The sequence below is a fragment of the Dokdonia sinensis genome (assembly GCF_003688895.1).
Taxonomy (GTDB): Bacteria; Bacteroidota; Bacteroidia; order Flavobacteriales; family Flavobacteriaceae; genus Dokdonia; species Dokdonia sinensis.
Genome location: NZ_REFV01000011.1, coordinates 34745 through 58747, shown reverse-complemented (window position 1 = coordinate 58747; position 24003 = coordinate 34745). Strand labels below are relative to the sequence as shown.

23 protein-coding genes and 1 pseudogene are annotated in these 24003 nt (G+C 38.7%); 12 read left to right on the top strand and 12 right to left on the bottom strand.

The window, feature by feature from the left end; all coding sequences use genetic code 11:
• Nucleotides 1-195: 195 nt before the first annotated feature.
• Nucleotides 196-2469 carry an aconitate hydratase gene (locus tag EAX61_RS11565; RefSeq protein WP_121917856.1) on the top strand — a complete coding sequence of 758 codons (2274 nt, stop codon included), beginning with the start codon at nucleotides 196-198 and terminating at the stop codon, nucleotides 2467-2469.
• Nucleotides 2470-2575: 106 nt separating this feature from the next.
• Here EAX61_RS11565 and EAX61_RS11560 read toward each other — a convergent pair whose 3' ends face one another.
• From EAX61_RS11560 to EAX61_RS16755, 4 genes and pseudogenes are all read right to left on the bottom strand, one after another.
• Nucleotides 2576-3097, bottom strand: a complete 522-nt coding sequence (locus tag EAX61_RS11560; protein ID WP_121917855.1) for a hypothetical protein — start codon at nucleotides 3095-3097, stop codon at nucleotides 2576-2578.
• 609 nt (nucleotides 3098-3706) lie between these two features.
• Nucleotides 3707-4102 (bottom strand): helix-turn-helix domain-containing protein, encoded by a 396-nt coding sequence (locus EAX61_RS11555; protein ID WP_121917854.1) that lies wholly within the window; start codon nucleotides 4100-4102, stop codon nucleotides 3707-3709.
• A gap of 4 nt (nucleotides 4103-4106) precedes the next feature.
• Nucleotides 4107-4250: a type II toxin-antitoxin system HicA family toxin gene (locus EAX61_RS16760; protein WP_430641071.1), complete on the bottom strand. Its 144-nt coding sequence runs from the start codon at nucleotides 4248-4250 to the stop codon at nucleotides 4107-4109.
• Nucleotides 4219-4296 (bottom strand): annotated as a pseudogene (locus EAX61_RS16755) (type II toxin-antitoxin system HicA family toxin); the annotation flags it as partial. The gene EAX61_RS16760 and the pseudogene EAX61_RS16755, both read right to left, overlap by 32 nt.
• A gap of 366 nt (nucleotides 4297-4662) precedes the next feature.
• Here EAX61_RS16755 and EAX61_RS11545 point away from each other — a divergent pair.
• The 3 genes from EAX61_RS11545 (at nucleotide 4663) to EAX61_RS11535 (ending at nucleotide 7472) form a co-directional block, all read left to right on the top strand.
• Nucleotides 4663-5328: a Crp/Fnr family transcriptional regulator gene (locus EAX61_RS11545; protein ID WP_121917853.1), complete on the top strand. Its 666-nt coding sequence runs from the start codon at nucleotides 4663-4665 to the stop codon at nucleotides 5326-5328.
• Between the two features lie 105 nt (nucleotides 5329-5433).
• On the top strand, nucleotides 5434-6840 hold the full coding sequence (locus EAX61_RS11540; RefSeq protein ID WP_121917852.1) for a hypothetical protein: 1407 nt from the start codon (nucleotides 5434-5436) through the stop codon (nucleotides 6838-6840).
• Between the two features lie 65 nt (nucleotides 6841-6905).
• Nucleotides 6906-7472, top strand: coding sequence for a TlpA family protein disulfide reductase (locus tag EAX61_RS11535; protein ID WP_161555222.1), 567 nt, complete (start codon nucleotides 6906-6908; stop codon nucleotides 7470-7472).
• Between the two features lie 273 nt (nucleotides 7473-7745).
• Here EAX61_RS11535 and EAX61_RS11530 read toward each other — a convergent pair whose 3' ends face one another.
• Nucleotides 7746-8678, bottom strand: a complete 933-nt coding sequence (locus tag EAX61_RS11530) for a LysR family transcriptional regulator (protein ID WP_121917850.1) — start codon at nucleotides 8676-8678, stop codon at nucleotides 7746-7748.
• A 144-nt stretch (nucleotides 8679-8822) separates the two neighbouring features.
• Complete coding sequence (locus EAX61_RS11525; protein WP_121917849.1) at nucleotides 8823-9233, bottom strand: DUF2141 domain-containing protein; 411 nt, start codon at nucleotides 9231-9233, stop codon at nucleotides 8823-8825.
• 290 nt (nucleotides 9234-9523) lie between these two features.
• Here EAX61_RS11525 and EAX61_RS11520 point away from each other — a divergent pair, with 290 nt between their 5' ends.
• The 7 genes from EAX61_RS11520 (at nucleotide 9524) to EAX61_RS11490 (ending at nucleotide 18211) form a co-directional block, all read left to right on the top strand.
• The gene (locus tag EAX61_RS11520; protein ID WP_121917848.1) at nucleotides 9524-10912 is read left to right on the top strand and encodes a tetratricopeptide repeat protein; all 1389 of its coding nucleotides are present in this window, start codon (nucleotides 9524-9526) and stop codon (nucleotides 10910-10912) included.
• A gap of 127 nt (nucleotides 10913-11039) precedes the next feature.
• The gene (locus EAX61_RS11515; RefSeq protein ID WP_121917847.1) at nucleotides 11040-12014 is read left to right on the top strand and encodes a DUF368 domain-containing protein; all 975 of its coding nucleotides are present in this window, start codon (nucleotides 11040-11042) and stop codon (nucleotides 12012-12014) included.
• Nucleotides 12004-13026, top strand: a complete 1023-nt coding sequence (locus EAX61_RS11510) for a DUF368 domain-containing protein (protein ID WP_121917846.1) — start codon at nucleotides 12004-12006, stop codon at nucleotides 13024-13026. The genes EAX61_RS11515 and EAX61_RS11510 overlap by 11 nt, the downstream gene beginning before the upstream one ends.
• Entirely contained in the window at nucleotides 13019-13864 is an 846-nt protein-coding gene (locus EAX61_RS11505; RefSeq protein ID WP_201739451.1) for a shikimate dehydrogenase family protein, read from the top strand. The genes EAX61_RS11510 and EAX61_RS11505 overlap by 8 nt, the downstream gene beginning before the upstream one ends.
• A gap of 71 nt (nucleotides 13865-13935) precedes the next feature.
• Nucleotides 13936-15954 carry a DUF349 domain-containing protein gene (locus EAX61_RS11500; protein ID WP_121917844.1) on the top strand — a complete coding sequence of 673 codons (2019 nt, stop codon included), beginning with the start codon at nucleotides 13936-13938 and terminating at the stop codon, nucleotides 15952-15954.
• 217 nt (nucleotides 15955-16171) lie between these two features.
• The gene (gene lpdA / locus EAX61_RS11495) at nucleotides 16172-17599 is read left to right on the top strand and encodes a dihydrolipoyl dehydrogenase (RefSeq protein ID WP_121917843.1); all 1428 of its coding nucleotides are present in this window, start codon (nucleotides 16172-16174) and stop codon (nucleotides 17597-17599) included.
• A 93-nt stretch (nucleotides 17600-17692) separates the two neighbouring features.
• Nucleotides 17693-18211 (top strand): DinB family protein, encoded by a 519-nt coding sequence (locus EAX61_RS11490; RefSeq protein WP_121917842.1) that lies wholly within the window; start codon nucleotides 17693-17695, stop codon nucleotides 18209-18211.
• A gap of 7 nt (nucleotides 18212-18218) precedes the next feature.
• Here EAX61_RS11490 and EAX61_RS11485 read toward each other — a convergent pair whose 3' ends face one another.
• Nucleotides 18219-18539 carry a hypothetical protein gene (locus EAX61_RS11485; protein ID WP_121917841.1) on the bottom strand — a complete coding sequence of 107 codons (321 nt, stop codon included), beginning with the start codon at nucleotides 18537-18539 and terminating at the stop codon, nucleotides 18219-18221.
• Between the two features lie 72 nt (nucleotides 18540-18611).
• Complete coding sequence (aroB, locus tag EAX61_RS11480) at nucleotides 18612-19688, bottom strand: 3-dehydroquinate synthase (RefSeq protein ID WP_121917840.1); 1077 nt, start codon at nucleotides 19686-19688, stop codon at nucleotides 18612-18614.
• 76 nt (nucleotides 19689-19764) lie between these two features.
• Here aroB and EAX61_RS11475 point away from each other — a divergent pair, with 76 nt between their 5' ends.
• Nucleotides 19765-20934 carry a proline dehydrogenase family protein gene (locus EAX61_RS11475; RefSeq protein WP_121917839.1) on the top strand — a complete coding sequence of 390 codons (1170 nt, stop codon included), beginning with the start codon at nucleotides 19765-19767 and terminating at the stop codon, nucleotides 20932-20934.
• Between the two features lie 59 nt (nucleotides 20935-20993).
• Here the strand turns inward: EAX61_RS11475 and EAX61_RS11470 are convergent, their stop codons facing one another.
• From EAX61_RS11470 to tsaE, 4 genes are all read right to left on the bottom strand, one after another.
• Nucleotides 20994-21368 carry a hypothetical protein gene (locus tag EAX61_RS11470; RefSeq protein ID WP_121917838.1) on the bottom strand — a complete coding sequence of 125 codons (375 nt, stop codon included), beginning with the start codon at nucleotides 21366-21368 and terminating at the stop codon, nucleotides 20994-20996.
• 3 nt (nucleotides 21369-21371) lie between these two features.
• A complete protein-coding gene (locus tag EAX61_RS11465) occupies nucleotides 21372-22571 on the bottom strand; it encodes an alanine dehydrogenase (protein ID WP_121917837.1) in 1200 nt (399 codons plus the stop codon).
• Nucleotides 22572-22637: 66 nt separating this feature from the next.
• Complete coding sequence (locus EAX61_RS16350) at nucleotides 22638-23210, bottom strand: hypothetical protein (RefSeq protein WP_147448367.1); 573 nt, start codon at nucleotides 23208-23210, stop codon at nucleotides 22638-22640.
• 350 nt (nucleotides 23211-23560) lie between these two features.
• A complete protein-coding gene (gene tsaE, locus EAX61_RS11455; RefSeq protein ID WP_121917835.1) occupies nucleotides 23561-23977 on the bottom strand; it encodes a tRNA (adenosine(37)-N6)-threonylcarbamoyltransferase complex ATPase subunit type 1 TsaE in 417 nt (138 codons plus the stop codon).
• Between the last annotated feature and the right edge of the window lie 26 nt (nucleotides 23978-24003).

Below are 24003 nucleotides of genomic sequence, written 5' to 3'. Positions count from 1 at the left end.
TGTTATTATGATAATTTGAGGCGGTTCTTTTTGTGGATATGACAATGGCAGGTCTAACCTTTTGCCGAAAGTACAAAGTGTAGCGCCACGTAGCCATATCTCTTTGCCTATTGCCATTGTCACTACGATTTCGTAATTTCGTAAAGCTATTTGAAGGTGTAATTGCACAATAATCCAAACTAAAAAAAACTATATATGGCATTTGATATTGATATGATCAAGAAGGTTTATGCAAATATGTCAGAGCGCGTAGACGCTGCTCGTGACCTTGTAGGAAAACCTTTGACACTCTCTGAGAAGATTTTATATTCCCACCTCTGGGAAGGAAAAGCGACAAAAGCTTTTACACGCGGTAAGGATTATGTAGACTTCGCACCAGATCGTATCGCTTGTCAGGATGCTACGGCACAAATGGCATTATTACAGTTTATGCAAGCTGGAAAGGATAAAGTTGCGGTACCAACAACAGTACATTGTGATCACTTAATTCAAGCAAAAGACGGTGCAGTAGCAGACCTAAAGAACGCAAATGATGTTTCTAGTGAGGTTTTTGACTTTTTAGAATCGGTATCAAATAAATACGGTATCGGTTTTTGGAAACCAGGAGCGGGAATTATCCATCAAGTAGTATTAGAAAACTACGCATTCCCTGGAGGAATGATGATAGGTACAGATTCTCACACAGTAAATGCTGGTGGTCTCGGTATGGTTGCCATAGGAGTAGGAGGTGCAGATGCGGTAGATGTGATGGCAGGTATGGCTTGGGAGCTTAAATTCCCAAAACTCATTGGGGTAAGACTTACTGGAAAACTCTCTGGATGGACAGCACCTAAGGATGTTATCCTAAAAGTTGCCGAAATTCTAACCGCAAAAGGAGGAACAGGAGCAATTGTAGAATATTTTGGTCCTGGGGCTACAGCAATGTCCTGTACTGGAAAAGGAACGATTTGTAATATGGGAGCAGAGATAGGAGCTACAACTTCTACCTTTGGATATGACGAGTCTATGGAGCGCTATTTACGTGCTACAGACCGCGCAGATGTTGCAGATGCAGCAAATAAGGTAAAAGAGTATCTTACGGCAGATGCAGAGGTATACGCAAACCCAGAGCAATATTTTGATCAAGTAATAGATATTAATCTTTCTGAACTAGGACCACTACTTAATGGGCCGTTTACTCCAGACCTTTCTACGACTGTAGGGAAAGATATGACAGACAAAGCAACTAAAAACGAGTGGCCGCTTCAAGTAGAGTGGGGACTTATAGGTTCTTGTACAAACTCGTCTTACGAAGATTTATCTAGAGCATCTTCTATAGCACAACAAGCAATAGATAAAGGACTTAAGATGAAGGCTGAATTAGGTATTAATCCAGGCTCTGAACTTGTAAGATTTACAACAGAGCGTGACGGTATCTTAGGGATTTTTGAAAAACTAGATGCAAAGATTTTTACAAATGCTTGTGGACCTTGTATCGGACAATGGGCGCGTTACAGTGACCCTAAAAATGCTCCTAAAAACAGTATTGTACACTCCTTTAATAGAAACTTTGCAAAGCGAGCAGATGGTAATCCGAACACGCACGCTTTTGTAGCATCTCCAGAGGTGACTGCTGCAATTGCAATAGCCGGACGTTTGGATTTTAATCCGATGACAGATACACTAATTAATGAGGATGGACAGGAAGTAAAATTTGACGAGCCTACAGGGTGGGAATTACCTCCTAAAGGTTTTGAAGTGCAAGATAATGGCTATCTCGCTCCAGTAGAAGACGGCAGCAAGGTCGAAGTAAAAGTAGCAGAAGACTCAGAACGCTTAGAGCTTCTTACTCCTTTTGAGCCTATTAAGGACAGCGATATGCAAGGGATGAAGTTGCTTATCAAAGCTTTTGGAAAATGTACAACAGACCATATCTCTATGGCAGGACCTTGGCTACGTTTTAGAGGACACTTGGATAATATATCTAACAATTGTCTGATAGGAGCTGTAAATGCTTTCGGAAAGAAAACAAACTTTGTTAAGAACCAGTTGACAGGTGAGTATGGCGGAGTTCCAGATACCCAGCGTGAATATAAAAAAGCTGGTATTTACACGGTGGTCGTGGGAGATCACAACTATGGAGAAGGTTCTTCTCGCGAGCACGCAGCAATGGAGCCACGTCACTTAGGCGTAGCCGCAGTAATTGTTAAGTCATTTGCCCGTATACACGAGACAAACTTAAAGAAGCAAGGAATGTTAGGACTCACGTTTGCAAACGAAGCAGACTATGACCTTATTCAAGAAGATGACACCTTTAACTTTGTAGATATTGCAGACTTTGCACCAGACAAACCACTTACTGTGGAAATCGTACACGCAGATGGAAGCAAGGATACTATTAAAGTAAACCACACGTACAATGCGGCTCAAATTGCTTGGTACCGAGAGGGAAGTGCTTTAAACCTTATTAAGAAGGAGAATGCTGCTTAACCCTAAGTTGGCTTATAAATAATAGAAAACTCCGCTGGTTACAGCGGAGTTTTTTTGTGGGTGAATTATTTACTTTTTATATGCTCTATCCCTTGTTGTAAATAGTTTATCTCGTGTAGATTAGAGTTTGTCGAGAACTTGCATCAATATCAACACTATTCATTTCAACATCATTAATTGTACCTTGATTACTCCGTGCAATACTTTTTATTCTTAAGCTTTGATTATTTAAAATTTCAATTTCGAATATTGTTATCGAATCATCAACTCCAGCTGTTGCTCCTTCGCCCTCCACAATTCTATATAATAATTTATTCGTTTCATTCAATAAATATGTATATTCAGCATACCTGAAATCGCAATCTTCAAATCCTTCTTGAATTATATCTGGCTCAAATCCTTCTATATCAACTATTATAAAATTAGCTATAAAATTATCAGTAAAAATTACACCTTCTCCTTGCTCGCAATCATCTAAAGTTAATTGATTACCACCAAACAATTTGGATTCCAGTTTCCATTGTCCAATAATAGAAGCTGCCTCTTGATTGTCATCATCATCATCAGAAGAACAGTTTATAAACATTAAACTGATTAAAATTAATGATGCTAAATTTATTTTTTTCATAAGTTTCGGTTTTCTTAAATTATTTACAACGGCAATCTGTCTAATAACCACCCTTTAATTTCTACTAAAATACTTTTTTTAGTCTAGGTGTAGTGGTTCCAGCTTGTTTTTTATGTTTTGAGGGGATAATAACTGTATTTGACTTAAAATTTCTCTTAAGAAAGCTCATTTTTTCATATACACCTGATGTAGACTGTTACTGGAAGTCTTGAGCAGGTTCTAGATTCTTTTGAGATTGTATGAGATGAACGTAAAGCCTATGTCTACAGCTGCTTTTCATCGTTTTTACTTTATTTATCTGGTTTTCTTTTATTCTTGGTGTGTTGTATTTTGTGCACCTCTCGGTCATCACCTATAACCTGAAGAAATACCTTAAATTTGAAGAGAAACGCTTAAAAAATGGGGCAGAAAGCAAGGCCTTTATTAAAAACTTGAAAACCGTACTCAAAAACGTAATCTACCTTGGTCTTAGCTCCTCAAATTTGAGCCGAGTTCAATATGCCATTCATCAAAAACGCCCTTAAATGGGCGCATTTAAGGTCATATTTTTAGAAATTAGTGGCTTGTGCAACGGTTACCCTTGTTGTAAGTAGTGCTTTTCGCGTTCTGTTATGCGGTTTGTAATAGATTTATCCCGCTCAATTCCTGTCCAATTTGGTGAATTCCACTCAAAATTTTCTCGGTCTGTTTCGCCGATGGTTTTTTTGTTCCTGAAACATATTGAGAAAGTAGAGTAGCGTTCATTCCAATTTTCTCAGCAAGAAACTTAGCATTTAAAACCTTGTAAAATTTAAAGAACTGCTTAAAATCTATTTCAAATGTAATGTCGGTTGGGTCAACTTTTATTTTTTCGTCCTCAAAATGTAATTCCGTCGCTTCGTATGTGTTGTTAATCAGTTCGGGAATTGATTTTCCAGTCGTAAATATTGGATAGTCCGCTGAAAAGGCAGAAAATCCAGTATTAGTTTTCTCAACTGTCATTATTATTTTTTTCTTCTTTGCCATAATCCTATTTTTTAATTCCAGCGTCTTTTAGAATTTTCTTTTCCAATCCTTTACCCATTTCTTGACTTCCGTGGTTCGGGAAAATAATCGTTCCTTTTTTTTGTTTCGTGTCGCATTTTAACGTGCGAACCTTTTTGCGATACCGCATACCAACCGTCTTTTGTTAATATTCGATAAAGTTGGGAACATTTCATTCAGTTTCGCTTTGATTTAGACAACAAAGGTAAACTATTATTTACTTTTTACAAAACTAATTTTGATGCGAAGACGGATTTCCAGCATTACTTACAACTTGTTATATAGTAACTTTTATCGTCGATATACCGGGAAATTCTCAGGATAAAAATGGATTTTTGTCGTCGATATCCCGTAAAGATAAATTATTTGTTTCAGCGATAATACGTTAGTTTTGTTATCTTTTTTAAGATTTTGGAAATAGAAATCTTTAAAGCTTATATACGCTTTCGCGAAAGCGTACCTAACACATTTATTATCCAGATAATGTAAGGAACCGTATCTCAAGAAGACTTAAGGAAGAACCATTAAAATCCTACCTCGTTATGCCTGCTATTTGGTTTTTTGAAGATGTAAATGTTTTTAAGATGTTGTGCCCGCATAAGATGAAAAAGTACAAGGACAAACACGAGTTTTCCCATTATCCAAAACAAGATTTTATCTATTTTGAAGAGGATAGCGCTACAAAAGTATATCTCATCGAGCGCGGAAAGGTAAAAATAGGCTACTACAAAGAGGATGGAACAGAGGTAATCAAAGCTATACTAACTAAAGGGGAACTCTTTGGCGAGAAGGCTATTTTAGGAGAAGAAACACGCAATGAGTTTGCACAGTCTCTGGACAACGCAACGTCTGTATGTCCTGTTCCTGTGGCTACGATGCAAGATCTGATGCGAGACAATCGCCCATTTACATTACGATTTTATAAATTTCTTGGGATGCGCTTTAAAAAACTAGAGCGTCGTCTAGAACTCCTACTATTTAAAGACACGACCACAAGAGTAAAAGAATTCCTAGCCGAAATGGCCGAAGATTACGGCTACTGCTGTCCTAACACAGGAGACACCGTAATAAAACACCCGTATACTCAAAAAGACATCGCGAGTTTAATCGGGACGTCTCGTCCTACACTTAATACGATTATGAATGAACTTAAGGCAAGTAGTTTTCTGGACTTTAACCGAAGTGAGATACGTCTTAAGGTGGCATAATTACAAGAAAATTTTAACAAATTCTTTGCGCTAGTGTAAGCTAGCTAACATTTTAAGGGCTGAGCAGGTTCTAGATTTGTGGTACAAATCAAATCCTATTTTAAAATGAAAAACAAACTTTTTTTTGGATGCTTAGCGCTAGCAGCGGTATTTGCATCCTGTGATTCTGACGATGACACTACAACTACTGGCGCTCAAGTTGAGGCTGGTGAGCTAAGCGGTGGTCCTTTCTCCTTTTTTGTAGATGGCGTTGCAGACAATGTAAGCGGTATTACCCTTTCTGGAGACATAGAAGGATCTGTCACAACCTATGTCGTAACAGATGCAGAAAGGAATATTTTGGGTCTACCACCCACGGTTGCAGCACTGGAGGGTGTAAACTTTGACGATGCGGGAGTAGGCGCCTGTTATATTTATCACCTGGCTTATGAAGATGGACTTACGGGTCTTGCTGCTGGTGAAAATCTCGATGACTTTACAGGAGATTTTGACCTTTCAAATTTTATTGTTGTAAATAGACTTGCAGGGCCAGTTGCTGGTGAGTTGAGCGGCGGTCCTTTCTCTTTCTTTGTAGATGGTAATGTAGATAATGTAAGCGGTATTATCCTGTCTGGAGATATCCAGGGATCAACAACAACATACGTTGTGACAGATGCAGATAAGAATATCTTAGGGATCCCACCAACGCTAGAAGCTGTGGAAGGCATAAACTTTGATGATGCTGGAGTAGGTGCTTGTTATATTTATCACCTTGCTTATGAAGAAGGACTTACAGGTCTTGCAGGTGGTGAGAACCTTGATAATTTTACAGGAGTTTTTGACTTATCTAACTTTATCGTTGTAAACAGACTTGCAGGGCCGGTTGCTGCCGAAATTACAGGAGGTCCTTACACCATTTGTGTAGATGGAGTTCCAAGTATGGTAAGTGGTCTTGGTTTAACAGGAGAGTCTGTAGGAAGTGAAAGTTCTTGGGTTATCACATCAGACACTGGTGAGATTTTAGGACTTCCACCTACGCTAGACGCGGTTCAAGGAGTAAATTTTGACGATGCGGGAGCAGGCGTATGCTTAATCTGGTACTTGCGTTATGAGCCGGGTCTTGAAGGACTTGAGCCAGGATTAAATGCAAATGATTTAAGCGGTGTGTTTGACTTATCTGAGCCTGTCACAGTAACTCGTAACGAACCTAAAGCTGCCGAAATTGTAGGAGGACCATTTACATTTACTGTGGACGGCACTCCAGATATGGTGAGCGGCTTGAGCCTAACTGGCGATAGCTCAGGTGAATTTAATACTTGGGTCATCACTACAGATACAGGTGAGATTTTAGGCCTTCCACCTACACTAGCTGCTGTTGAGGGTGTAAACTTTGACGCTGCAGGAGTAGGAGTATGCCTTATCTGGTACTTGAGATATGAAGAAGGACTTACAGGACTTGCTGCTGGTGAGAATGCAAACGATCTTGAAGGGTGTTTTGACTTATCTGAGCCTGTTACGGTGACACGTAACTAGTTTATAAATGGTTAATTTTGATGCGCAGTTACGTAAGTAGCTGCGCATTTTTAATTTTGAAAAGGATGAAAAAAAGTTTTAATTGGAAAAACCTCATATTTATTGTTGTGCTTGTGTTGCTTATCATTCCGCAGACGAGGCAGCCTATTCAGGTGATGGTAAATAAGGTAAAGATGATGGTGTTTTCTCCTTCCGCTTTCGCGAAAGCGGACCAAATTCAGCTACAACCTTTTAATTACAGCCTCACCTCACTAGATGGTGATACTGTGAGCGCACCCATAGGGCAAGGAGAAGTAACATTTATGAGCTACTGGGCCACTTGGTGTCCACCCTGCATAGCCGAAATGCCGTCTATCCAAGAGCTATATAATGACTACGGTGACCGCGTAGATTTTGCACTCATCACCAGCGAAGATGCCGAAGTAGTCAAAGCATTTTTACAAAAAAAAGGATACAATCTGCCGGTATTCATTCCAGCTCAAGAAACCCCAAAACCCCTTTATGAAAGCAGCATCCCAACAAATTATATTATAGATAAAGAGGGAAATATCGTGATAAAAGAGCAGGGTGCGCAAGACTGGAATAGCGATTCTGTAAGGAAAACCTTAGATAAGTTACTGTCCAGTGAGTAAGGCTAGATTTTGGTAAGACGAGTGAAATACGGTTATTACATCTTCGTAATTTCAAATTGATTCCAATTTTGCCGTCATTTAACGTATTTGTTGGTGTAAAACGTAAAGTAAACATCGATCCCGTTATCCCTAAAAATTATAATACGAAGTAATCGATAAACAAAGCCTTTTCAGATTTCTATAAAGGCTTTTTCTATTATACATTCATTAAAAAAGTAATTTTTCCACCTAAACACACTCACAGCTCACCACTCACAGCTCACCACTCAAAGCTCATTTCCCGAGCGGACTAATAATCTCCACATTATGAAAGGCAATAGCACCTCGGATTACACCCGAAATTGTATCGCGTAACGCTTCGATAATTTGCATTTTAAGTTCACTCTTGGGAAAGATTAAGCTCACCTCGCGGGCAGGAGATGGTTCTTTAAAACGTTTAAAGTGTTTGTCTTGTGGCATATCTTGGGTGTGCAAATAGGGGAGTAGGGTCATTCCCAGACCTTCATCTGCCAGTTTTACTAAGGTCTCAAAACTGCCACTTTCTAGTGAAAAATGGTCATCACCATAGTCTTTAGAGACTTTACAAAGGTTTATGACTCCATCTCTAAAACAGTGCCCGTCTTCTAGGAGAAGCATATCGCTTAAGTCTAAATCTGCCGTGGTGAGTTCTCTTGCACCCGCAAGTCTATGATTATCGGGAACATACGCCATAAATGGCTCGTAATACAAAGGACGTTCTATAATATTGGGATTATCAAGCGGAGTCGCCGCAATTGCTGCGTCTAAGTGTCCTTCTTCTAATTGCTCTATGATCGTTTCGGTGTTTAGCTCTTCTATTTTAAGCTTTACTTTAGGGTACTTTGTGATAAAGTTTTTTAGAAACATAGGAAGCAACGTGGGCATAACGGTTGGGATTACTCCAAGTTTAAATTCGCCACCTACGTATCCTTTTTGTTGGTCGACAATGTCTGTCATTCTGTTGGCTTCATTTACGATGCTCTTTGCTTGTTGTACAATTTTTGCTCCTACATCTGTAAGCGCAATTGGTTTTTTAGAACGGTCAAAAATGAGAATATCCAGTTCGTCTTCCAGTTTCTGTATTTGCATACTGAGGGTAGGCTGGGTAACAAAAGTTTTTTCTGCGGCTTTTGTAAAGTTTTGATGCTCTGCAACCGCAAGGACGTATTTGAGTTGGGTGATGGTCATATTATGATTGATGTTTTTACAAAATTAAAAAACCAATCAAGAATAGCTATAGTAATTTGATTTTCTTTAAGTTTTGTTGATAGAAAAAAGCCTTCAGAAAAATTCCAAAGGCTTTTTAATGTTTTGTATTTCAAGTTCGAGCATTTACATTCTGATAGTAACTGTCATATCCTCAGAACCAACTGTAAATTTTGCGTCTGTGAAGTTTGGAGGTCCCATAGACATTACGTTGTTAGACGTTCCGTAGGCTTCTTTAGGCATTCCGTTTGCCTCGAAGTCCATACGCCCATTTTCATTTTTGTCGTGCAGGGTTATAATTCCGTATTCACCGGGTTGTACGTTTTCAAGTGTAAGCGATGCTTTCTTTTCTTTTATGGTTCCTTCGGCTGCTTTTAGGGGTGCTGCTACCATAAATGTCGCTTGGTCATACAAGGCGGCACTCACTTTTCCTTCGTCTGACTTTAGGTTTTCAAAAACTACAGTAATTGTGACGCCATCCTGAGCATACATTATAGACGAAACGGCGAGTACGATAAATGTGATAATTGTTTTCATAATATTGGTTTTTAATGGTTTATTGTGATTGATGGTGTAAATATAGGGGTACGCTTTCGCGAAAGCGAACAAATCCCACCCACCTGTCAAAAACCGTTACTGAATCGTAAAATGATGCCTTTTATAAAAGTGACTGACAGGATTGCAGGCATATTTCTAGATGTCCGAATACTGAGTTTGGCGCGATTCTTGGCTTGTTGATTAGTGTGTTAACAACTAGTGGTGCTTAAAATGAGACCACGACAAAACATTGCTAAATTTATAAATAAGCATTGCATAAATTACATCGTATGGATTTTTACCCAGAAGAACATAATATGTCTCTCACGCGTTTCGAATCGATGTTAAAGACAAACGATATTGTTTTCTTTGATAGTGAGGAATTTGAGGCGATTGCAAACCATTACATAGAAAATGGTAAAATAGCCCTTGCCCGTAAAGCGGTCAAGTTAGGACTAAACCAGCACCCTACATCTTCTAATCTTAAGCTGTTTCGTATAGAGATTGCCATTTTTGAAAATAAGTTTAACCTTGCAAATGAGTTACTTTCTGAACTTCACGTGCTCGAGCCTAACAACGAAGAAATATATATTCAGAAAGCAAATATTTACAGTAAACAAGACGAACATCAAAAAGCGGTAGACCTTTTAGAACAAGCTGTAGATCTTACCGATGACCCTGTAGAAGTGTATTCTTTAATTGGGATGGAGTATCTGTTTATGGAAGACTTCCAAAACGCAAAGCTCAATTTTATGAAGTGTCTTGAGGTCGATGACCTAGACTATAGTGCATTATATAATGTGATTTACTGCTTTGATTTCTTAGAGCAACACGAGGAAGCTATCGAGTACCTTAATATGTTCTTGAACAAAAACCCGTATTGTGAAGTTGCTTGGCATCAAGTGGGTAAACAGTATTTTGATTTAAAAGAATATGAAAAAGCCTTATCAGCTTTTGACTTTGCAATAATAAGTGATGATCAGTTCGTAGGTGCTTATCTGGAAAAAGGTAAAGTGCTAGAGAAATTAGGAAAATACAATGAGGCTCTTGAGAATTATCAAATCACACTACAACTAGACGACCCGACTGCATTTGCATTGCTCCGTATGGGGAAATGCTACGATAAATTGGGAAGTGATGAACTGGCGCTGAAGCATTTTAAAAAATGCGTGCATGAAGACCCGTTACTAGATAATGGCTGGATTGCGATTACAGATTTTCACACAAAGCGATTAGATTATCAAAAAGCCTTATACTATATTAATAAGGCGATAAATATAGATAGCGATAACCTTTTATATTGGAAACGTTATGCAACCATAAATCACCGTCTTAAATTTTATGAAGAGGCAGAAGTTGGATATCGTAAAACATTAGAACTAGGCGATTACGAATTACAGACGTGGCTTAATAGAGGAGACACATTGCTCAAATTAGGAGAAACAGATGCAGCTATTATTAATCTTACTCAAGCGCTAGAGTATTTCCCAGAAAGTGCAGAGATTAACTTTAGACTCTCTGGACTTAATTACCGTAACGGGAATGATATACAAGGGCGATATTTTCTTAAAAACGGATTGAAGATAAATCCAGAATTTACCATTATTCTAGAGGAGTTGTTTCCGTATGCAAATGATAAAAAAGAAGTACGTAAGCTTATTGAGAAGTTTAATACATAAGATAGTAAAGCAATTAAGTAAAAAGTGCGATGTAAAGTCGCACTTTTTTTGGTTTAAATATTAGCGGAATATCATTCGTTTCATCGTTTATAAAACCATATTTTTACGAATACCAAGCATAAAATAAATGAATCGTACTTTTCTTTCTTATTTCATAGTAACCTTAAAAGGAATGGCGATGGGCGCTGCAGATGTAGTCCCGGGAGTATCCGGAGGAACGATTGCCTTTGTCGCTGGGATCTATGAAGAGCTCATTATGACAATAGATAAACTTGACTTGGGTGTTTTTAAGTCTTGGAAAAAAGATGGATTTAAAGCGATGGTCGCAGATTATAATCTCGGCTTTTTGGGAAGCTTATTCTTAGGAATTGCAATTAGTATTTTATCACTAGCAAAGCTTATCGCATACCTTCTTGAATCACACCCTATTATACTATGGTCATTTTTCTTTGGACTTGTACTTGCCAGTATCCTCTTTATAGCAAAGCAAATTAAGAAGTGGAACGCGCCTGTAATTATATCCATAATTTTAGGAGCGATAGTAGCTTATTATATTACCGTTGCTGTCCCTGGAAATGCACCAGATGCGTGGTATTACTTCTTACTTTCGGGGTTTATAGCTATTATAGCAATGATTTTACCTGGTGTCTCGGGATCTTTTATTCTGGTATTACTCGGCTCTTATGGGTTAGTATTGGGAACCTTGACTGATTTTATTGAGGCAATTCTAGCTCGGGATTGGGAAACGGTAAAGTCCAGTTTTTTTAGAGTAGTACTTTTTAGTGTAGGTTGTGTTCTTGGACTTAAAGTATTTTCTAAAGCTTTAAGATGGATGTTTGAGCATAAAAGGGAGATAACTCTTGCAGTGCTTACAGGTTTTATGATAGGCTCTTTAAATAAGATCTGGCCTTGGAAACAAGTCATGTCCACGAGAATAGATAGACACGGTAATGAAGTACCCCTTCTAGAGAATAGTATTTTACCTGATAACTTTGAAGGAGAGCCTCTTGTTCTCTATGCGACTATCGCTGCAATTGTAGGTTTTTTATTGATATTAGGACTCGAAAAAGCAGCATCAAAACAAGAGGTAAATGCAAACTGAAACACGCACATTTACCGATAAACTATGGCTCGTTCTTAAGGGACTAGCAATGGGAGCCGCAAATAAAGTTCCTGGTGTATCTGGTGGTGTCGTTGCTTTTGTTGCTGGATTTTATGAAGAGTTTATATACAGCCTTCAAAAAATAAATGGTACTGCCTTTCGGCTTATTCTTAATGGTAGGTTTAGAAGCTTCTGGCAATATATAAACGGTAAATTTTTAGGGCTTCTTATTCTTGGAATGCTTATAAGCTATTTTAGTATTTCCTTATTATTGGATATCGCTATTAAAAATTTTCCTTTGTTGGTGTGGAGCACTTTCTTTGGGATGATTATCGGTTCCATATACTATATAGGTAAAGACTTCGAAAACTGGTCGCGACGCAATATTACTGTTTTAGTACTCGGTATTATTGTAGGTGTAAGTATAAGTCTATTAGAGCCAGCCCAAGAAAATGATAACCTTTTATTTGTGTTTTTCTGCGGCATTATCGGGGTTTCTGGAATGACACTTCCAGGATTATCGGGTTCTTTTATATTAATCCTACTAGGTAATTACGTTTTACTACTCGTAGACTCTGTAAATGCTCTCTATATAACTCTTATTGATATTATCACGTTAGATTTTTCATTTGTAGATAATCCAGAACAAGTAAGGCTCATTAAAGTCCTTTTAGTCTTTTCTGCGGGTTCACTTACGGGACTCGTAACGCTCTCTCATTTTCTTGGTTTTCTTTTAAAACATTACAAACAGACAACTAATGCGGGTATAATTGGCTTTATTGCAGGTTCATTAGGCGTGGTTTGGCCTTGGAAAGAAGAGATTTTTAAGAAAGACTTTAAAGGAGACATCCTTATAGATAGAAACGGAAATGCCGTGCTGGACAATTACGATAGATACTTGCCGTCAGAAATGAATATGGAAAATGTCCTCGCTGTTTTTTTTATTCTTTTAGGTATTTTTCTCGTTGTAGCTCTTGGTAAGTATGGAGATAAAACCCGCGCAAATGGATAAGTACGGCTTGTTTGGAAAGAACATAGGATATTCTTTCTCTCGTAATTATTTCAGAGCAAAGTTTACTGCTTTAGAACGTAATGCGACTTACGAAAACTTTGATTGCGCTACTATTCAAGAAGTACAAAATAAGCTCAAAGATGCTACTGTTTCTGGTTACAATGTCACCATTCCATATAAGGAAGCCATAATCCCATTACTAGATACACTTGATAAACATAGTGCCGCAATAGGAGCTGTGAACACCATAAAGCGTATGCCTAATGGTGAGCTCAAAGGTTTTAATACGGATTTCATAGGATTCGGAAATTCACTTTTAGAGCAATATGGAGAGACGCTGTTTGGTGGGGCAGATGATATTTCCGCTTTCGCGAAAGGGGATACTGAGCTTGTATCAAATACAGAAAAAAAATCAGCCCACAAGGAAGAGCAAAATGCTCTTGCTTTACCCATAAATGCGCTCATTATGGGAACAGGAGGAGCATCTAAAGCGGTGGTGTATGCTTTTGAATTATTAGGAGTCTCGTGTCAATATATTTCGCGAAAGCGAACAAAAACCACCATTTCTTATGAGGATCTCACAGAAGAAATTATCGGCAACGCGACATTTATTGTAAACTGTACGCCATTAGGAACCTATCCAGAAGTCGAGCTCCACCCAGATATACCGTACGATTTTCTCAATATTACGCATATTGCTTATGATCTTATTTACAATCCGCCAGAAACTACATTTCTTGCCAAAGCAAAGGCACAAGATGCAGATGTTCTCAATGGGCTCAGAATGTTAGAACTACAAGCACAGGCGGCTTGGGATATTTGGAATAGTACTTCCTAGCCCAGAAGTTTGTATTTCGTATGGTATTAGTATCTTTAGACCCTTATTCAAGAACCTTAACATTGAAAGAAATGTCTGAAGAAAAAAAGCCAAAAGCAACGGAGAATGTTGAAAATGAGATTCCCCAAACAGAAGAGGTGACGCCTCAACCTGAAAAAGGAATAAATGAAGAGATTGCTGCGCTTGCCGCCGAAGCAGAAGCCACAGAACTTCCAACCCCAGAAACCATAGAAGCCGAAATCGAAGCTGACGCTCCCAAGATCGATGATCAAGTAGAAGAAGAGGCTAAAGAAGTAGCAGAAGCTGCCCAAGATGCTGAAGAAGTAAAAGAAGCTGACGCTCCGAAAGAAAAGCGTGAGGTCCCAACAAAGGATTACACAACAATGTCTAAGGAAGAACTTACAGAAGAACTTCAAAGCCTAGTTGCTACTTTTCCAGTTCAGGATATTAAGAGTCAAGCTGATGAGATCAATACTGTGATTAATGCGCAGTTTGATGCGACACAGGCAGAGGCAAAGGCAAAATTTTTAGAAGAAGGAGGCAATATTATTGATTTTAGATTCAATGCGCCACTTAGGAAGGCCTACAATGAAGTGTATTACGATTACCGTAACAAACGCTCTAAGTACTATCAAAACCGCCAGAAGAATCTAAAAGCAAACGAAGAGACACGTAATGCGCTTGTAGAAGAAGTAAAACAATTGCGCGATGAGTTAGGCGGTGCAGAAAGTGTAAACACAACATATAACAAGTTTAAAGATATTCAGGAACGATGGCATAATGCGGGTAATATTCCGCGAGATCGTTATAATCTTGTTTGGAACAACTATTATCATCATGTAGACGCTTTTTATGAGTTGTTACACTTAAATAGAGAATTCCGCGATAAGCACTATGAAGATAATTTGTCAAAAAAAGTTGCACTCATTGAGCGTGCAGAAGAGCTTGCGCAAGGTACAGACGTAAATAAAGCATTTAAGGAACTACAGCTGCTCCACCGTATGTGGAAGGAAGAAATAGGTCCCGTATCTAAAGTATACAGCGATGAGATCTGGGACCAGTTTTCTGCAGCGACTAAGAAAATACACGATGCACGTGATGCAAAACAGGCGGAGATTGAGAAATCTTGGGAAGGGAATTTAGAGGTAAAGCAAGAGCTCATTTCAAAAATAAGAGCGCTGGCAGACGACCCGATAAAGTCTCATAATGGTATCCAGAATAAAATTAAAGAAGTAGAGGCGTTACGCGAAGCTTTCTTTAAAGCTGGAAAAGTTCCACAAGCGGTTAATGAGGAAACTTGGAGTGCATTTAAAAATGCCACAAGAGATTTTAATCACAATAAAAACAACTTTTACAAATCTCAAAAGCAAGAACAATACGATAACCTCAATAAGAAAAAAGAACTTATTAAAATTGCAGAGGAGCACAAAGACAGTGAGGATTTTACCGCAACCATTGAGGTAATGAAAAAAATCCAGGCAGACTGGAAAAAAATAGGTCACGTACCACGTAAGGATAGTGATAAAGTCTGGAAGCAGTTCAAAGCTGCTTGTAATCACTTTTTCGATAGGATGCACGCTTCAAAAAATAAAGCAAACGCTGGGGAAGAAGAAGCTTACGAGAAGAAAGCCGGGCTTTTAGAAGAGGTAAAAGCCCTCAAGCTAGCTGGTGATCACAAAGAAAACCTCGAAACTATTAAAGGTCATATCACCACCTGGAAAGGAATAGGTCGCGTGCCGTATGCCAAAAAGAAAATCGACGAGCAGTTCAATAAAGCACTCGATGGTCTTTTTAATCAGTTGGATATTGATAAGAAAGAGGCAGAGCTCATTAAATATGATAACCGTATGGCAGCAATGTCAGAGGCAGATGATCAGAGAGCATTAGAAAAAGAAAGTTTCTTCCTCTCTAAAAAGGTAGATGAGATTAAGGCAGAAATCAATCAGCTTGAGAACAATTTAGGATTTTTCCAGCACGTACCAGATGATAACCCGATGGTAAAGGAAGTACACAAGAACATTGCAAAGCACAAAGAAGAACTTGCGATTTGGGAGGCTAAGAAGCGCAAAATAAGAGCTACTCTCGATTAGTTTCTGTAAAGAATATGTAATAAGGAGTCTGTAAGAAGGCTCCTTTTTTGTTTTGCAGTAACTTATATTCTAGTCTTAAATTCTTGCAACCTACACTTGATACCCTCCAATCTGACATCTCAAATCTAGGCCCAAAAGCGGTCTAATATTCTAATCATAATCTTTTAAACTCAAACAGGGTATCGTACCTTTGTAATAGTAAATTTAAAACACCACTATGAGCACATACGATGTAGCCGTAATAGGATCAGGACCTGGAGGATATGTAGCAGCAATACGCTGCGCACAACTAGGAATGAAAACTGCAATTATAGAAAAATACGATACTTTAGGAGGAACCTGCTTGAATGTAGGTTGTATTCCATCTAAAGCCTTACTTGATTCTTCACACCATTATGAAGATGCGGTAAAGCACTTTGAGGAGCACGGAATTGAGATTCCTGGCGAGGTAAAGGTGAACTTAGAGAAAATGATTGCTCGTAAGCAGGGCGTAGTAGATCAAACTACAAAAGGTATTGAGTTCTTAATGGACAAGAACAAGATAGATGTGTATCACGGCATCGGCTCATTTAAGGATGCGACGCATATTGATATCGCTCCTGCCGGCCGAGCAGGCGGGTCCGCGAAAGGGAAAACCGAAACCATTGAAGCAAAAAACACCATTATTGCTACTGGTTCTAAACCTAGCACGCTACCTTTTATTGAAATAGATAAAGAGCGCATCATTACGTCAACCGAAGCTTTAAAGCTTAAAGAAATACCAAAACATCTTATCGTTATAGGTGGTGGAGTTATCGGTCTGGAACTAGGCCAAGTATACAAACGCCTAGGTGCCGAAGTAACCGTAGTAGAATATATGGACCGCATCATCCCAACGATGGACGGTGCTCAGAGCAAGGAAATGCTCAAAGTATTTAAAAAGCAAAAGATGAAATTTGCTCTATCTCACGGAGTAACTGCCGTGGAGCGCAAGGGCGATGAAGTTGTTGTAAAAGCTAAGGACAAAAAAGACAATGAAGTCGAATTTAGAGGAGATTATGTTTTAGTTTCTGTTGGTCGTCGTGCATACACAGATGGATTAAATCTTGACGCTGTAGGTATTAAAACGGACGATAGAGGCAGAGTAGAAGTAGACGGACATTTAAAAACGAATGTTTCAAACATCTACGCTATAGGCGATGTAGTAAAAGGAGCAATGCTAGCCCACAAAGCAGAAGAAGAAGGCGTAGTTGTAGCCGAAAGTCTTGCTGGTCAAAAACCACATATCGATTATAACCTGATTCCTGGAGTGGTCTATACCTGGCCAGAAGTAGCATCTGTTGGAAAAACGGAGGAACAATTAAAAGAAGCAGGAATAGAATATAAAACAGGTCAGTTCCCGATGCGTGCCTTGGGACGTAGCCGTGCAAGTGGAGACACAGACGGTTTTGTAAAAATTCTAGCAGATAAGAGAACAGATGAAGTTTTAGGAGTACATATGGTAGGCGCCCGAGTAGCAGACCTTATCGCAGAGGCTGTTACCGCAATGGAGTTTAGAGCTAGCGCAGAGGATATTTCACGTATGAGTCACTCACACCCTACGTATGCAGAGGCCGTAAAAGAAGCAGCACTTGCAGCGACAGAGGATCGAGCGTTACATATTTAATTATATTGAATACCGATCATAAGAGTAAGCCATTCTCACTTGTGAGGATGGCTTTATTTTTTCTGTTATCTTCGATATCTAAAATACCTGAGAATGAAACGTACAGACCTCAAACTTGAAGAATTTAACCCATATTACAGTCTTTACATTGACAAAGTAGACAGTAACAGAGAGCTTATGGAGGCGCTTGAAAAAGGAAAAGCAGAAACCATAGCCTTCTTTACTCAAATCCCAGAAGACAAGTTAGAATACAGTTACGCCCAAGGAAAATGGACGCCTAAAGAGGTTTTATTGCACCTTATAGACACAGAACGTATTTTCTCATACAGAGCGTTACGTTCTAGCCGAAAGGAAACGGTCAATTTACCAGGTTTTGAGCAAGATGATTACGTTATTAATTCTAACGCATCTTCTCGTAATATGCATTCGCTACTTCGAGAATATAGTGCAGTAAGAGAAAGTACAATTACGCTATACGAGAATTTAACAAACAAGCAATTAAAGCATTTAGGAATGGGAAGTGGGAGTGCATTTAGTGCGCGGGCACTAGGATTTATAAATGCTGGTCACGAGATACACCACATTCAGATTTTAGAGGAGCGTTACCTATAATAGTGTCTTAATCATCTTTTTGAGTTTGGCCCTCAGTATTTGATGCATCTTCAGATTCGGGATCTGGAAGCTCAATAATCGGTGTTTGGTAATCCTCATCTTCGTAATCATCGTCTGTAAAGAACTCCATCTTCTTTTGGAGGCTTGCACTTATTTTTACAAGATAAATAGTATCTTCTAGTCGAACCTCTACAGCTTCTACCTTTTCATTTTTATGGTTTGTAAAGGTGATCACGTGATCATCATCATATCCATAAGGATATTTATTTACGAGGAGTGAGAGCACTTCAGGAGTTAATTTTTTGTAATCTACAATAACACGTTTCATACTATTGAGGGGATTGGTCAGCACTTAAAGTTATGAAAAAAACCAATAGAGGCTTACTAGTGGATGAGATGGTTACGCTTTTGCGAAAGCGTAATACTCAAATGCTTTCTTTATCAAATCATTAGATACCTGCTTATCTACAACGGCCTTTCCTATATCTTCAAGTAAAACAAAATTTATAATGCCGTTAGCATTTTTCTTATCGTATTTTAGGAGTTTGATAATGTGGTCAATTTCATTTTGGTCAAAATCAACGTTCTCATACATATTGAGCAGGATATTTGTCACGTTTTTTAAATCATCGCTGGGAAACCCACATAATGTTTCTGAAATAAATGATTCTAAAATCATTCCTATCGCAATAGCTTCTCCGTGCAATAAGGTCTTGCGATTCTCAGAGCTCAAGCAATACGACTCAATGGCGTGCCCTAGTGTGTGACCGTAGTTTAAAGTCTTGCGCTTCCCTTGTTCTCTGGGATCTTCAAGGACAATTGTATTTTTAATGATGACACTTTCGTATATTAAATGGTTTAAATCATCTGATGTCATTGCCTCAAGGTTTGAAAGCTTTTCCCAGTAATTTTTATCTGCAATAAGACCGTGTTTATACATTTCGGCGAGGCCAGAGCGCATTTCGTTTTGAGGCAAGGTTGCTAGAAATCCAGCATCTATAAGTACCATTTCCGGATTGTTAATGACACCTACAAGATTCTTAAGTGAGCCTAAATCTACACCCGTTTTTCCGCCCACAGAGGCATCGACCATAGATAGTAGGGAAGTAGGGATATTGATAAAATCCATTCCGCGCTTAAAAGTACTAGCGATAAATCCTCCCAGATCTGTAACAACGCCACCGCCTACATTAATGATGAGTGCTTTCCTATCTGCATTTAGATCTGCAAGGGCTTCCCAGACTTGTACGCAGGTGTCTATTGTTTTGTTTTCCTCGCCTGATGGGACTTCGACAATCTCCATTTCAAGTTCAGTTTCAAGCATACTTAAAAAGGAGGGTAAACAATGCTCGTGGGTATGATTATCAACAATAATAAAAAGCTTAGAGTAGGTACTATCTCTAAGCAATTTATTGAGCCGGTCGTATCCATTTGTGTTGAAAACGATATCATAAGTAGCTGCAGCAATCGGGGTCATAATAGATTTAAATTTGCGTCCAAATTACAAAATCAATAGGAGTTTGAATTATATTTGTTATTCAAAAAAATATGCTATGGCAGCTTCTCCCTTTAATAATACAGAACGTGCATTTGCACTAAAATCTGATAGCGAACTCGAACGCGCTTACTTCCTATTTAAGATGATTTCTAAGGAGCCACTCGTTCGTATAGGAACTGCTATGACGAAGTTTGCGCTTAATGCAAATTTACCTGTAGAGGGATTAATACGTGCGACTGTTTTTGACCATTTTTGTGGTGGGACGAGCGAGGATGACTGCTTACCTACAGTAGATAGGTTGTATGAAGCGGGAGTAAGCTCTGTACTCGATTTTTCTGTGGAGGGCAAAGAAGAGGAAGAGCAGTTTGAACTCTGTATGAACAAGATACTAGAGATCACAGCCTTTGCCAAGGATAAAGAGGCAATGCCCATTGTAGTTTTTAAACCTACAGGCGTAGGACGCTTTGCACTCTGGCAGAAAGTGACCGAAGGTAAAGAGCTCTCTATAAGTGAATCCTCAGAGTGGGACCGTGTAGTGGAGCGTATTGATATAATCTGTAACGCCTGTGCTGTATCGGACATAGAGGTACTTATAGATGGTGAAGAAAGCTGGATGCAAGGTGCTGCAGATGATCTTGTAGCGGCAATGATGGCTAAGTATAACAAAGAGCGAGTAGTGGTTTATAACACGCTACAATGCTATCGCTGGGATCGTCTTGATTATCTCAAAAAATTACACGTAGAAGCAAAGGCACGTAAGTTTAAAATAGGAATGAAGATTGTGCGCGGCGCTTATATGGAAAAAGAAAATTCACGCGCCAAAGAAAAGGGATATCCTACTCCGATATGCGCGAGTAAACAAGCGACAGATGATAATTTTAATACTGTGATGCGCTATATGTTTGAGCATTTGGAAGATATTTCCATATTCCTAGGAACTCATAATGAAGATAGCTGTATGCTGGCTACTCAGATTATGGATGAGATGAATATTCCTAAGACAGATAATCAAGTATGGTTTGGCCAACTTTATGGGATGAGCGACCACATAAGTTTTAACCTCGCTGCAGATGGTTATAATGTTGCAAAGTATGTGCCTTTTGGCCCCGTAAAGGATGTAATGCCTTATCTCATTCGTCGTGCAGAGGAGAATACCTCGGTAGCAGGACAGACGAATAGAGAGTTAGAATTGCTCAAAGCAGAGAAGAAACGTCGTAAGCTTTAAACTTTGATGAGTATATGTATTGTGTGGAAGTTCGCTTTCGCGAAAGCGTAAAAAGACCGCTATTTCTTAGCTATCGAAAGAATCTTAGCCTCTTTATAGCAATTTTCAACCGATAGGATATACACATTTCCAGAAGCACCTTCACTTTCTAAATGAAAGATGCCGCAAGGCTCCTTGCGCTGGTCACTTTTATCAAAATCTACTTCGCTCGTTTTGATAAGTTCATTTACCGCTAGCGTGTCAAGACCGAGACTCATTCTCGTAGCTTCGGCAGCTGTACTGTAGGTATGTTTTTTTATGGAAATATTCTTTACGGTTCTAGCCTGCGGAAAATAGGAACAACTGGCGCGTTTACCACTTAAGAAAAAAGCAAGAACTACAAGACCTATGGCAAATCCCCCGAGGTAATACCCGAGGCGGTGGATGAATCGCATCTTTTAAAAGATAAGTAGATTGATGTCGCGGTAGGAAAGGTTGAACCAGTCTGCCACAGACTTATTAGTTAAAATTCCGTGGTAAAAATACAACCCATTTTTTAATCCTTTGTCAAAACGGAGCTTGTTTTCTATACCGCCTTGCTCGCCTATTTCTAATAAATAAGGGGTAAAGATATTACTAAGTGAGACTGAGGCTGTTCGAGCAAATCGTGCGGGAATATTAGGTACGCAATAATGGATAACACCATGTTTTTTAAAGGTAGGCTTGTCGTGGCTAGTTATCTCACTTGTTTCAAAACAGCCACCCATATCGATACTAACATCTATAGCAACCGCTCCATTCTTCATCACCTCGATCATCGCCTCAGAAACAACTATTGGTGCTCTATCCTTACCTCGTACTGCTCCTATTACCACGTCACAGCGTTTCAGGGCTTTGAGTAAATTTTTAGGTTGGATGGTAGAGGTGTAGAGTGGTCTGCCCACGTTAGTTTGTAAACATCGTAGTTTTGTTATGGAATTATCAAAAACCTTAACATTTGCTCCTAAACCGATAGCCGATCGTGTTGCAAATTCTCCCACCGTTCCTGCGCCTATCACTACAATCTCTGCTGGCGGTACGCCAGAAATATTTCCTAATAACATCCCGTTACCAGTATGGCTATTACTCATAATTTCGGCGGCGAGCTGTACAGCAGCCGTACCAGCAATCTCAGACAAAGTGCGCACAGCAGGATATGTACCGTCTTCATCTTTTATAAATTCAAAAGCGAGGGCGGTTATTCTTTTAGATGCTAGTTTTTCAAAGTAATCTTTAGACTGTGTTTTTATCTGGAGTGCAGAAATGAGTACCGTTTGCGGGTTCATCATATCGAGCTCTTCTAGTGAAGGTGGCTCAACTTTGAGAATCATAGGACAGGAAAAGACTTTTGATGTATCTCCTGTTACCTCGGCACCTGCTTCACTATAATCTTTATCTGTATAACGAGCCCCTTGACCAGCTTTAGACTCTACTAAAACTCTGTGTCCATTTGCGGTAAGCGCGGCAACTGCGTCTGGATTTAAACAGACTCTTTTTTCTTGAAAATGTGTCTCTTTTGGAATACCTATAAAGAGTTCGCCCTTTTTTTTGGCGATTTCTAGCATTTCTTCTTGAGGAAGGAGTTGCGCTCGGGTAAATGGAGAAGTAGTAATATCCATATAAGTGATCAATTGCTCAAAAGTACGGATTATATGGGAATGTAAAATTTTAGGTTTTTTATGAGCTTATCCCATAAATACGTCTTCTTCGTCTTCATCTTCACCATCACTAAATTCATCTTCTTCGGTCTCTAACTGAACATTACCTTTAAGCGATACTCTTCCGAGCTCGCTTAAATCAATACCGTGAATTTTATCAAATATTTTTGTGCGAATAGTATACACAAATATTGCCATTAGCAAGATTATAGGAGCTAAATAAAAAATATCATTATTGTCTGCAAATCTTAAATCATCATTTAAAATGTCAAAGATTTGTTTAATGTACATACAAATGGGAACTAATATAACGTGGTACCACCAGTGGCGACAAGTAAAGAACCAAATAAACAAGAGGTAGAGTGGAATCAATTTTCCCCAAAGAGTCCAAGCGGCAACGTAGACACTTTCATAATAACCGCTATCATAAATACCAAAAAAGGTTTCCCAACTTCTTTCATTTGGAAAACCTTGATATAACGTCCATAAGTAAGGAACAATTAAAATCGCTACAGCGATAATTGTTCCAGCAGTAAGAACTTTACGCTTATTCCTTACTTGGTACTTTGATGGTTGTTTTGTCGATTGCTTGCTCTGCATTGTCGTCTGAAATTGCAGTGTAAGATAATGCCGTTGCTCCAGCGATCAGGAGCCCTAAAATAAGTGCTTTGATTTTCATTGTAAGTGAGTGTTTTGAGTTATGATTTGTTGACACAAACATCTCAAATATTCACATAATGTCAATCATTCACTTTTTTTTGTATATTCGCCGCTTTTTTTGAAAAAATGAACGAATATTACATCATCTACACGTATTTATTATCTATCTATTAAATTCATTTTACTCGATGTATGGATAATCTTATATTCGCTCACCCGTAAATCAAGGACATATCTAAGAAAATTCTTACAAATACTTCAATTTTTGTGAGAATTTCTTTAACATAATATTAACATTTGTTTTGTAAGGTTAGCGACCGTTTTTCTTCACTTTCTTGGATAATATGGATTTCCGTCACCTGTTCAGGTAAATATTTTAAAACTTTTTCTGGCCACTCCATAAAAATCCAATCCCCATTTTCTAAATAATGTTCTAGTCCTATGTCTAGAACTTCCTCAGGTTGTTCTATTCTATAAAAATCAAAATGAAAAATGATGCCATCATCTGGAGTTCTATATTCATTTACTAAGGAGAACGTAGGGCTGCTGGTGGGTTCTGATATACCTAAAGCTCTAGAAAGCGCTTTTATTAATGTGGTCTTGCCTACACCCATATCACCAAAAAATAATAACTGGGAACACGTTGCGCTTGCAATAATATTCTGGGCAACGTCATCTATCTGAGATAGATTGTAGGTTATCTTCATAAGGTGTTAGAATGGTTAATGGAGAC

What these genes read in the sequence shown, in the direction of transcription:
- EAX61_RS11565 (WP_121917856.1), top strand. Translation starts at nt 196, where the DNA reads ATGGCATTTGATATTGATATGATCAAGAAGGTTTATGCAAATATGTCA.
- EAX61_RS11560 (WP_121917855.1), bottom strand. Translation starts at nt 3,097, where the DNA reads ATGAAAAAAATAAATTTAGCATCATTAATTTTAATCAGTTTAATGTTT.
- EAX61_RS11555 (WP_121917854.1), bottom strand. Translation starts at nt 4,102, where the DNA reads ATGGCAAAGAAGAAAAAAATAATAATGACAGTTGAGAAAACTAATACT.
- EAX61_RS16760 (WP_430641071.1), bottom strand. Translation starts at nt 4,250, where the DNA reads ATGCGGTATCGCAAAAAGGTTCGCACGTTAAAATGCGACACGAAACAA.
- EAX61_RS11545 (WP_121917853.1), top strand. Translation starts at nt 4,663, where the DNA reads ATGCCTGCTATTTGGTTTTTTGAAGATGTAAATGTTTTTAAGATGTTG.
- EAX61_RS11540 (WP_121917852.1), top strand. Translation starts at nt 5,434, where the DNA reads ATGAAAAACAAACTTTTTTTTGGATGCTTAGCGCTAGCAGCGGTATTT.
- EAX61_RS11535 (WP_161555222.1), top strand. Translation starts at nt 6,906, where the DNA reads ATGAAAAAAAGTTTTAATTGGAAAAACCTCATATTTATTGTTGTGCTT.
- EAX61_RS11530 (WP_121917850.1), bottom strand. Translation starts at nt 8,678, where the DNA reads ATGACCATCACCCAACTCAAATACGTCCTTGCGGTTGCAGAGCATCAA.
- EAX61_RS11525 (WP_121917849.1), bottom strand. Translation starts at nt 9,233, where the DNA reads ATGAAAACAATTATCACATTTATCGTACTCGCCGTTTCGTCTATAATG.
- EAX61_RS11520 (WP_121917848.1), top strand. Translation starts at nt 9,524, where the DNA reads ATGGATTTTTACCCAGAAGAACATAATATGTCTCTCACGCGTTTCGAA.
- EAX61_RS11515 (WP_121917847.1), top strand. Translation starts at nt 11,040, where the DNA reads ATGAATCGTACTTTTCTTTCTTATTTCATAGTAACCTTAAAAGGAATG.
- EAX61_RS11510 (WP_121917846.1), top strand. Translation starts at nt 12,004, where the DNA reads ATGCAAACTGAAACACGCACATTTACCGATAAACTATGGCTCGTTCTT.
- EAX61_RS11505 (WP_201739451.1), top strand. Translation starts at nt 13,019, where the DNA reads ATGGATAAGTACGGCTTGTTTGGAAAGAACATAGGATATTCTTTCTCT.
- EAX61_RS11500 (WP_121917844.1), top strand. Translation starts at nt 13,936, where the DNA reads ATGTCTGAAGAAAAAAAGCCAAAAGCAACGGAGAATGTTGAAAATGAG.
- lpdA (WP_121917843.1), top strand. Translation starts at nt 16,172, where the DNA reads ATGAGCACATACGATGTAGCCGTAATAGGATCAGGACCTGGAGGATAT.
- EAX61_RS11490 (WP_121917842.1), top strand. Translation starts at nt 17,693, where the DNA reads ATGAAACGTACAGACCTCAAACTTGAAGAATTTAACCCATATTACAGT.
- EAX61_RS11485 (WP_121917841.1), bottom strand. Translation starts at nt 18,539, where the DNA reads ATGAAACGTGTTATTGTAGATTACAAAAAATTAACTCCTGAAGTGCTC.
- aroB (WP_121917840.1), bottom strand. Translation starts at nt 19,688, where the DNA reads ATGACCCCGATTGCTGCAGCTACTTATGATATCGTTTTCAACACAAAT.
- EAX61_RS11475 (WP_121917839.1), top strand. Translation starts at nt 19,765, where the DNA reads ATGGCAGCTTCTCCCTTTAATAATACAGAACGTGCATTTGCACTAAAA.
- EAX61_RS11470 (WP_121917838.1), bottom strand. Translation starts at nt 21,368, where the DNA reads ATGCGATTCATCCACCGCCTCGGGTATTACCTCGGGGGATTTGCCATA.
- EAX61_RS11465 (WP_121917837.1), bottom strand. Translation starts at nt 22,571, where the DNA reads ATGGATATTACTACTTCTCCATTTACCCGAGCGCAACTCCTTCCTCAA.
- EAX61_RS16350 (WP_147448367.1), bottom strand. Translation starts at nt 23,210, where the DNA reads ATGCAGAGCAAGCAATCGACAAAACAACCATCAAAGTACCAAGTAAGG.
- tsaE (WP_121917835.1), bottom strand. Translation starts at nt 23,977, where the DNA reads ATGAAGATAACCTACAATCTATCTCAGATAGATGACGTTGCCCAGAAT.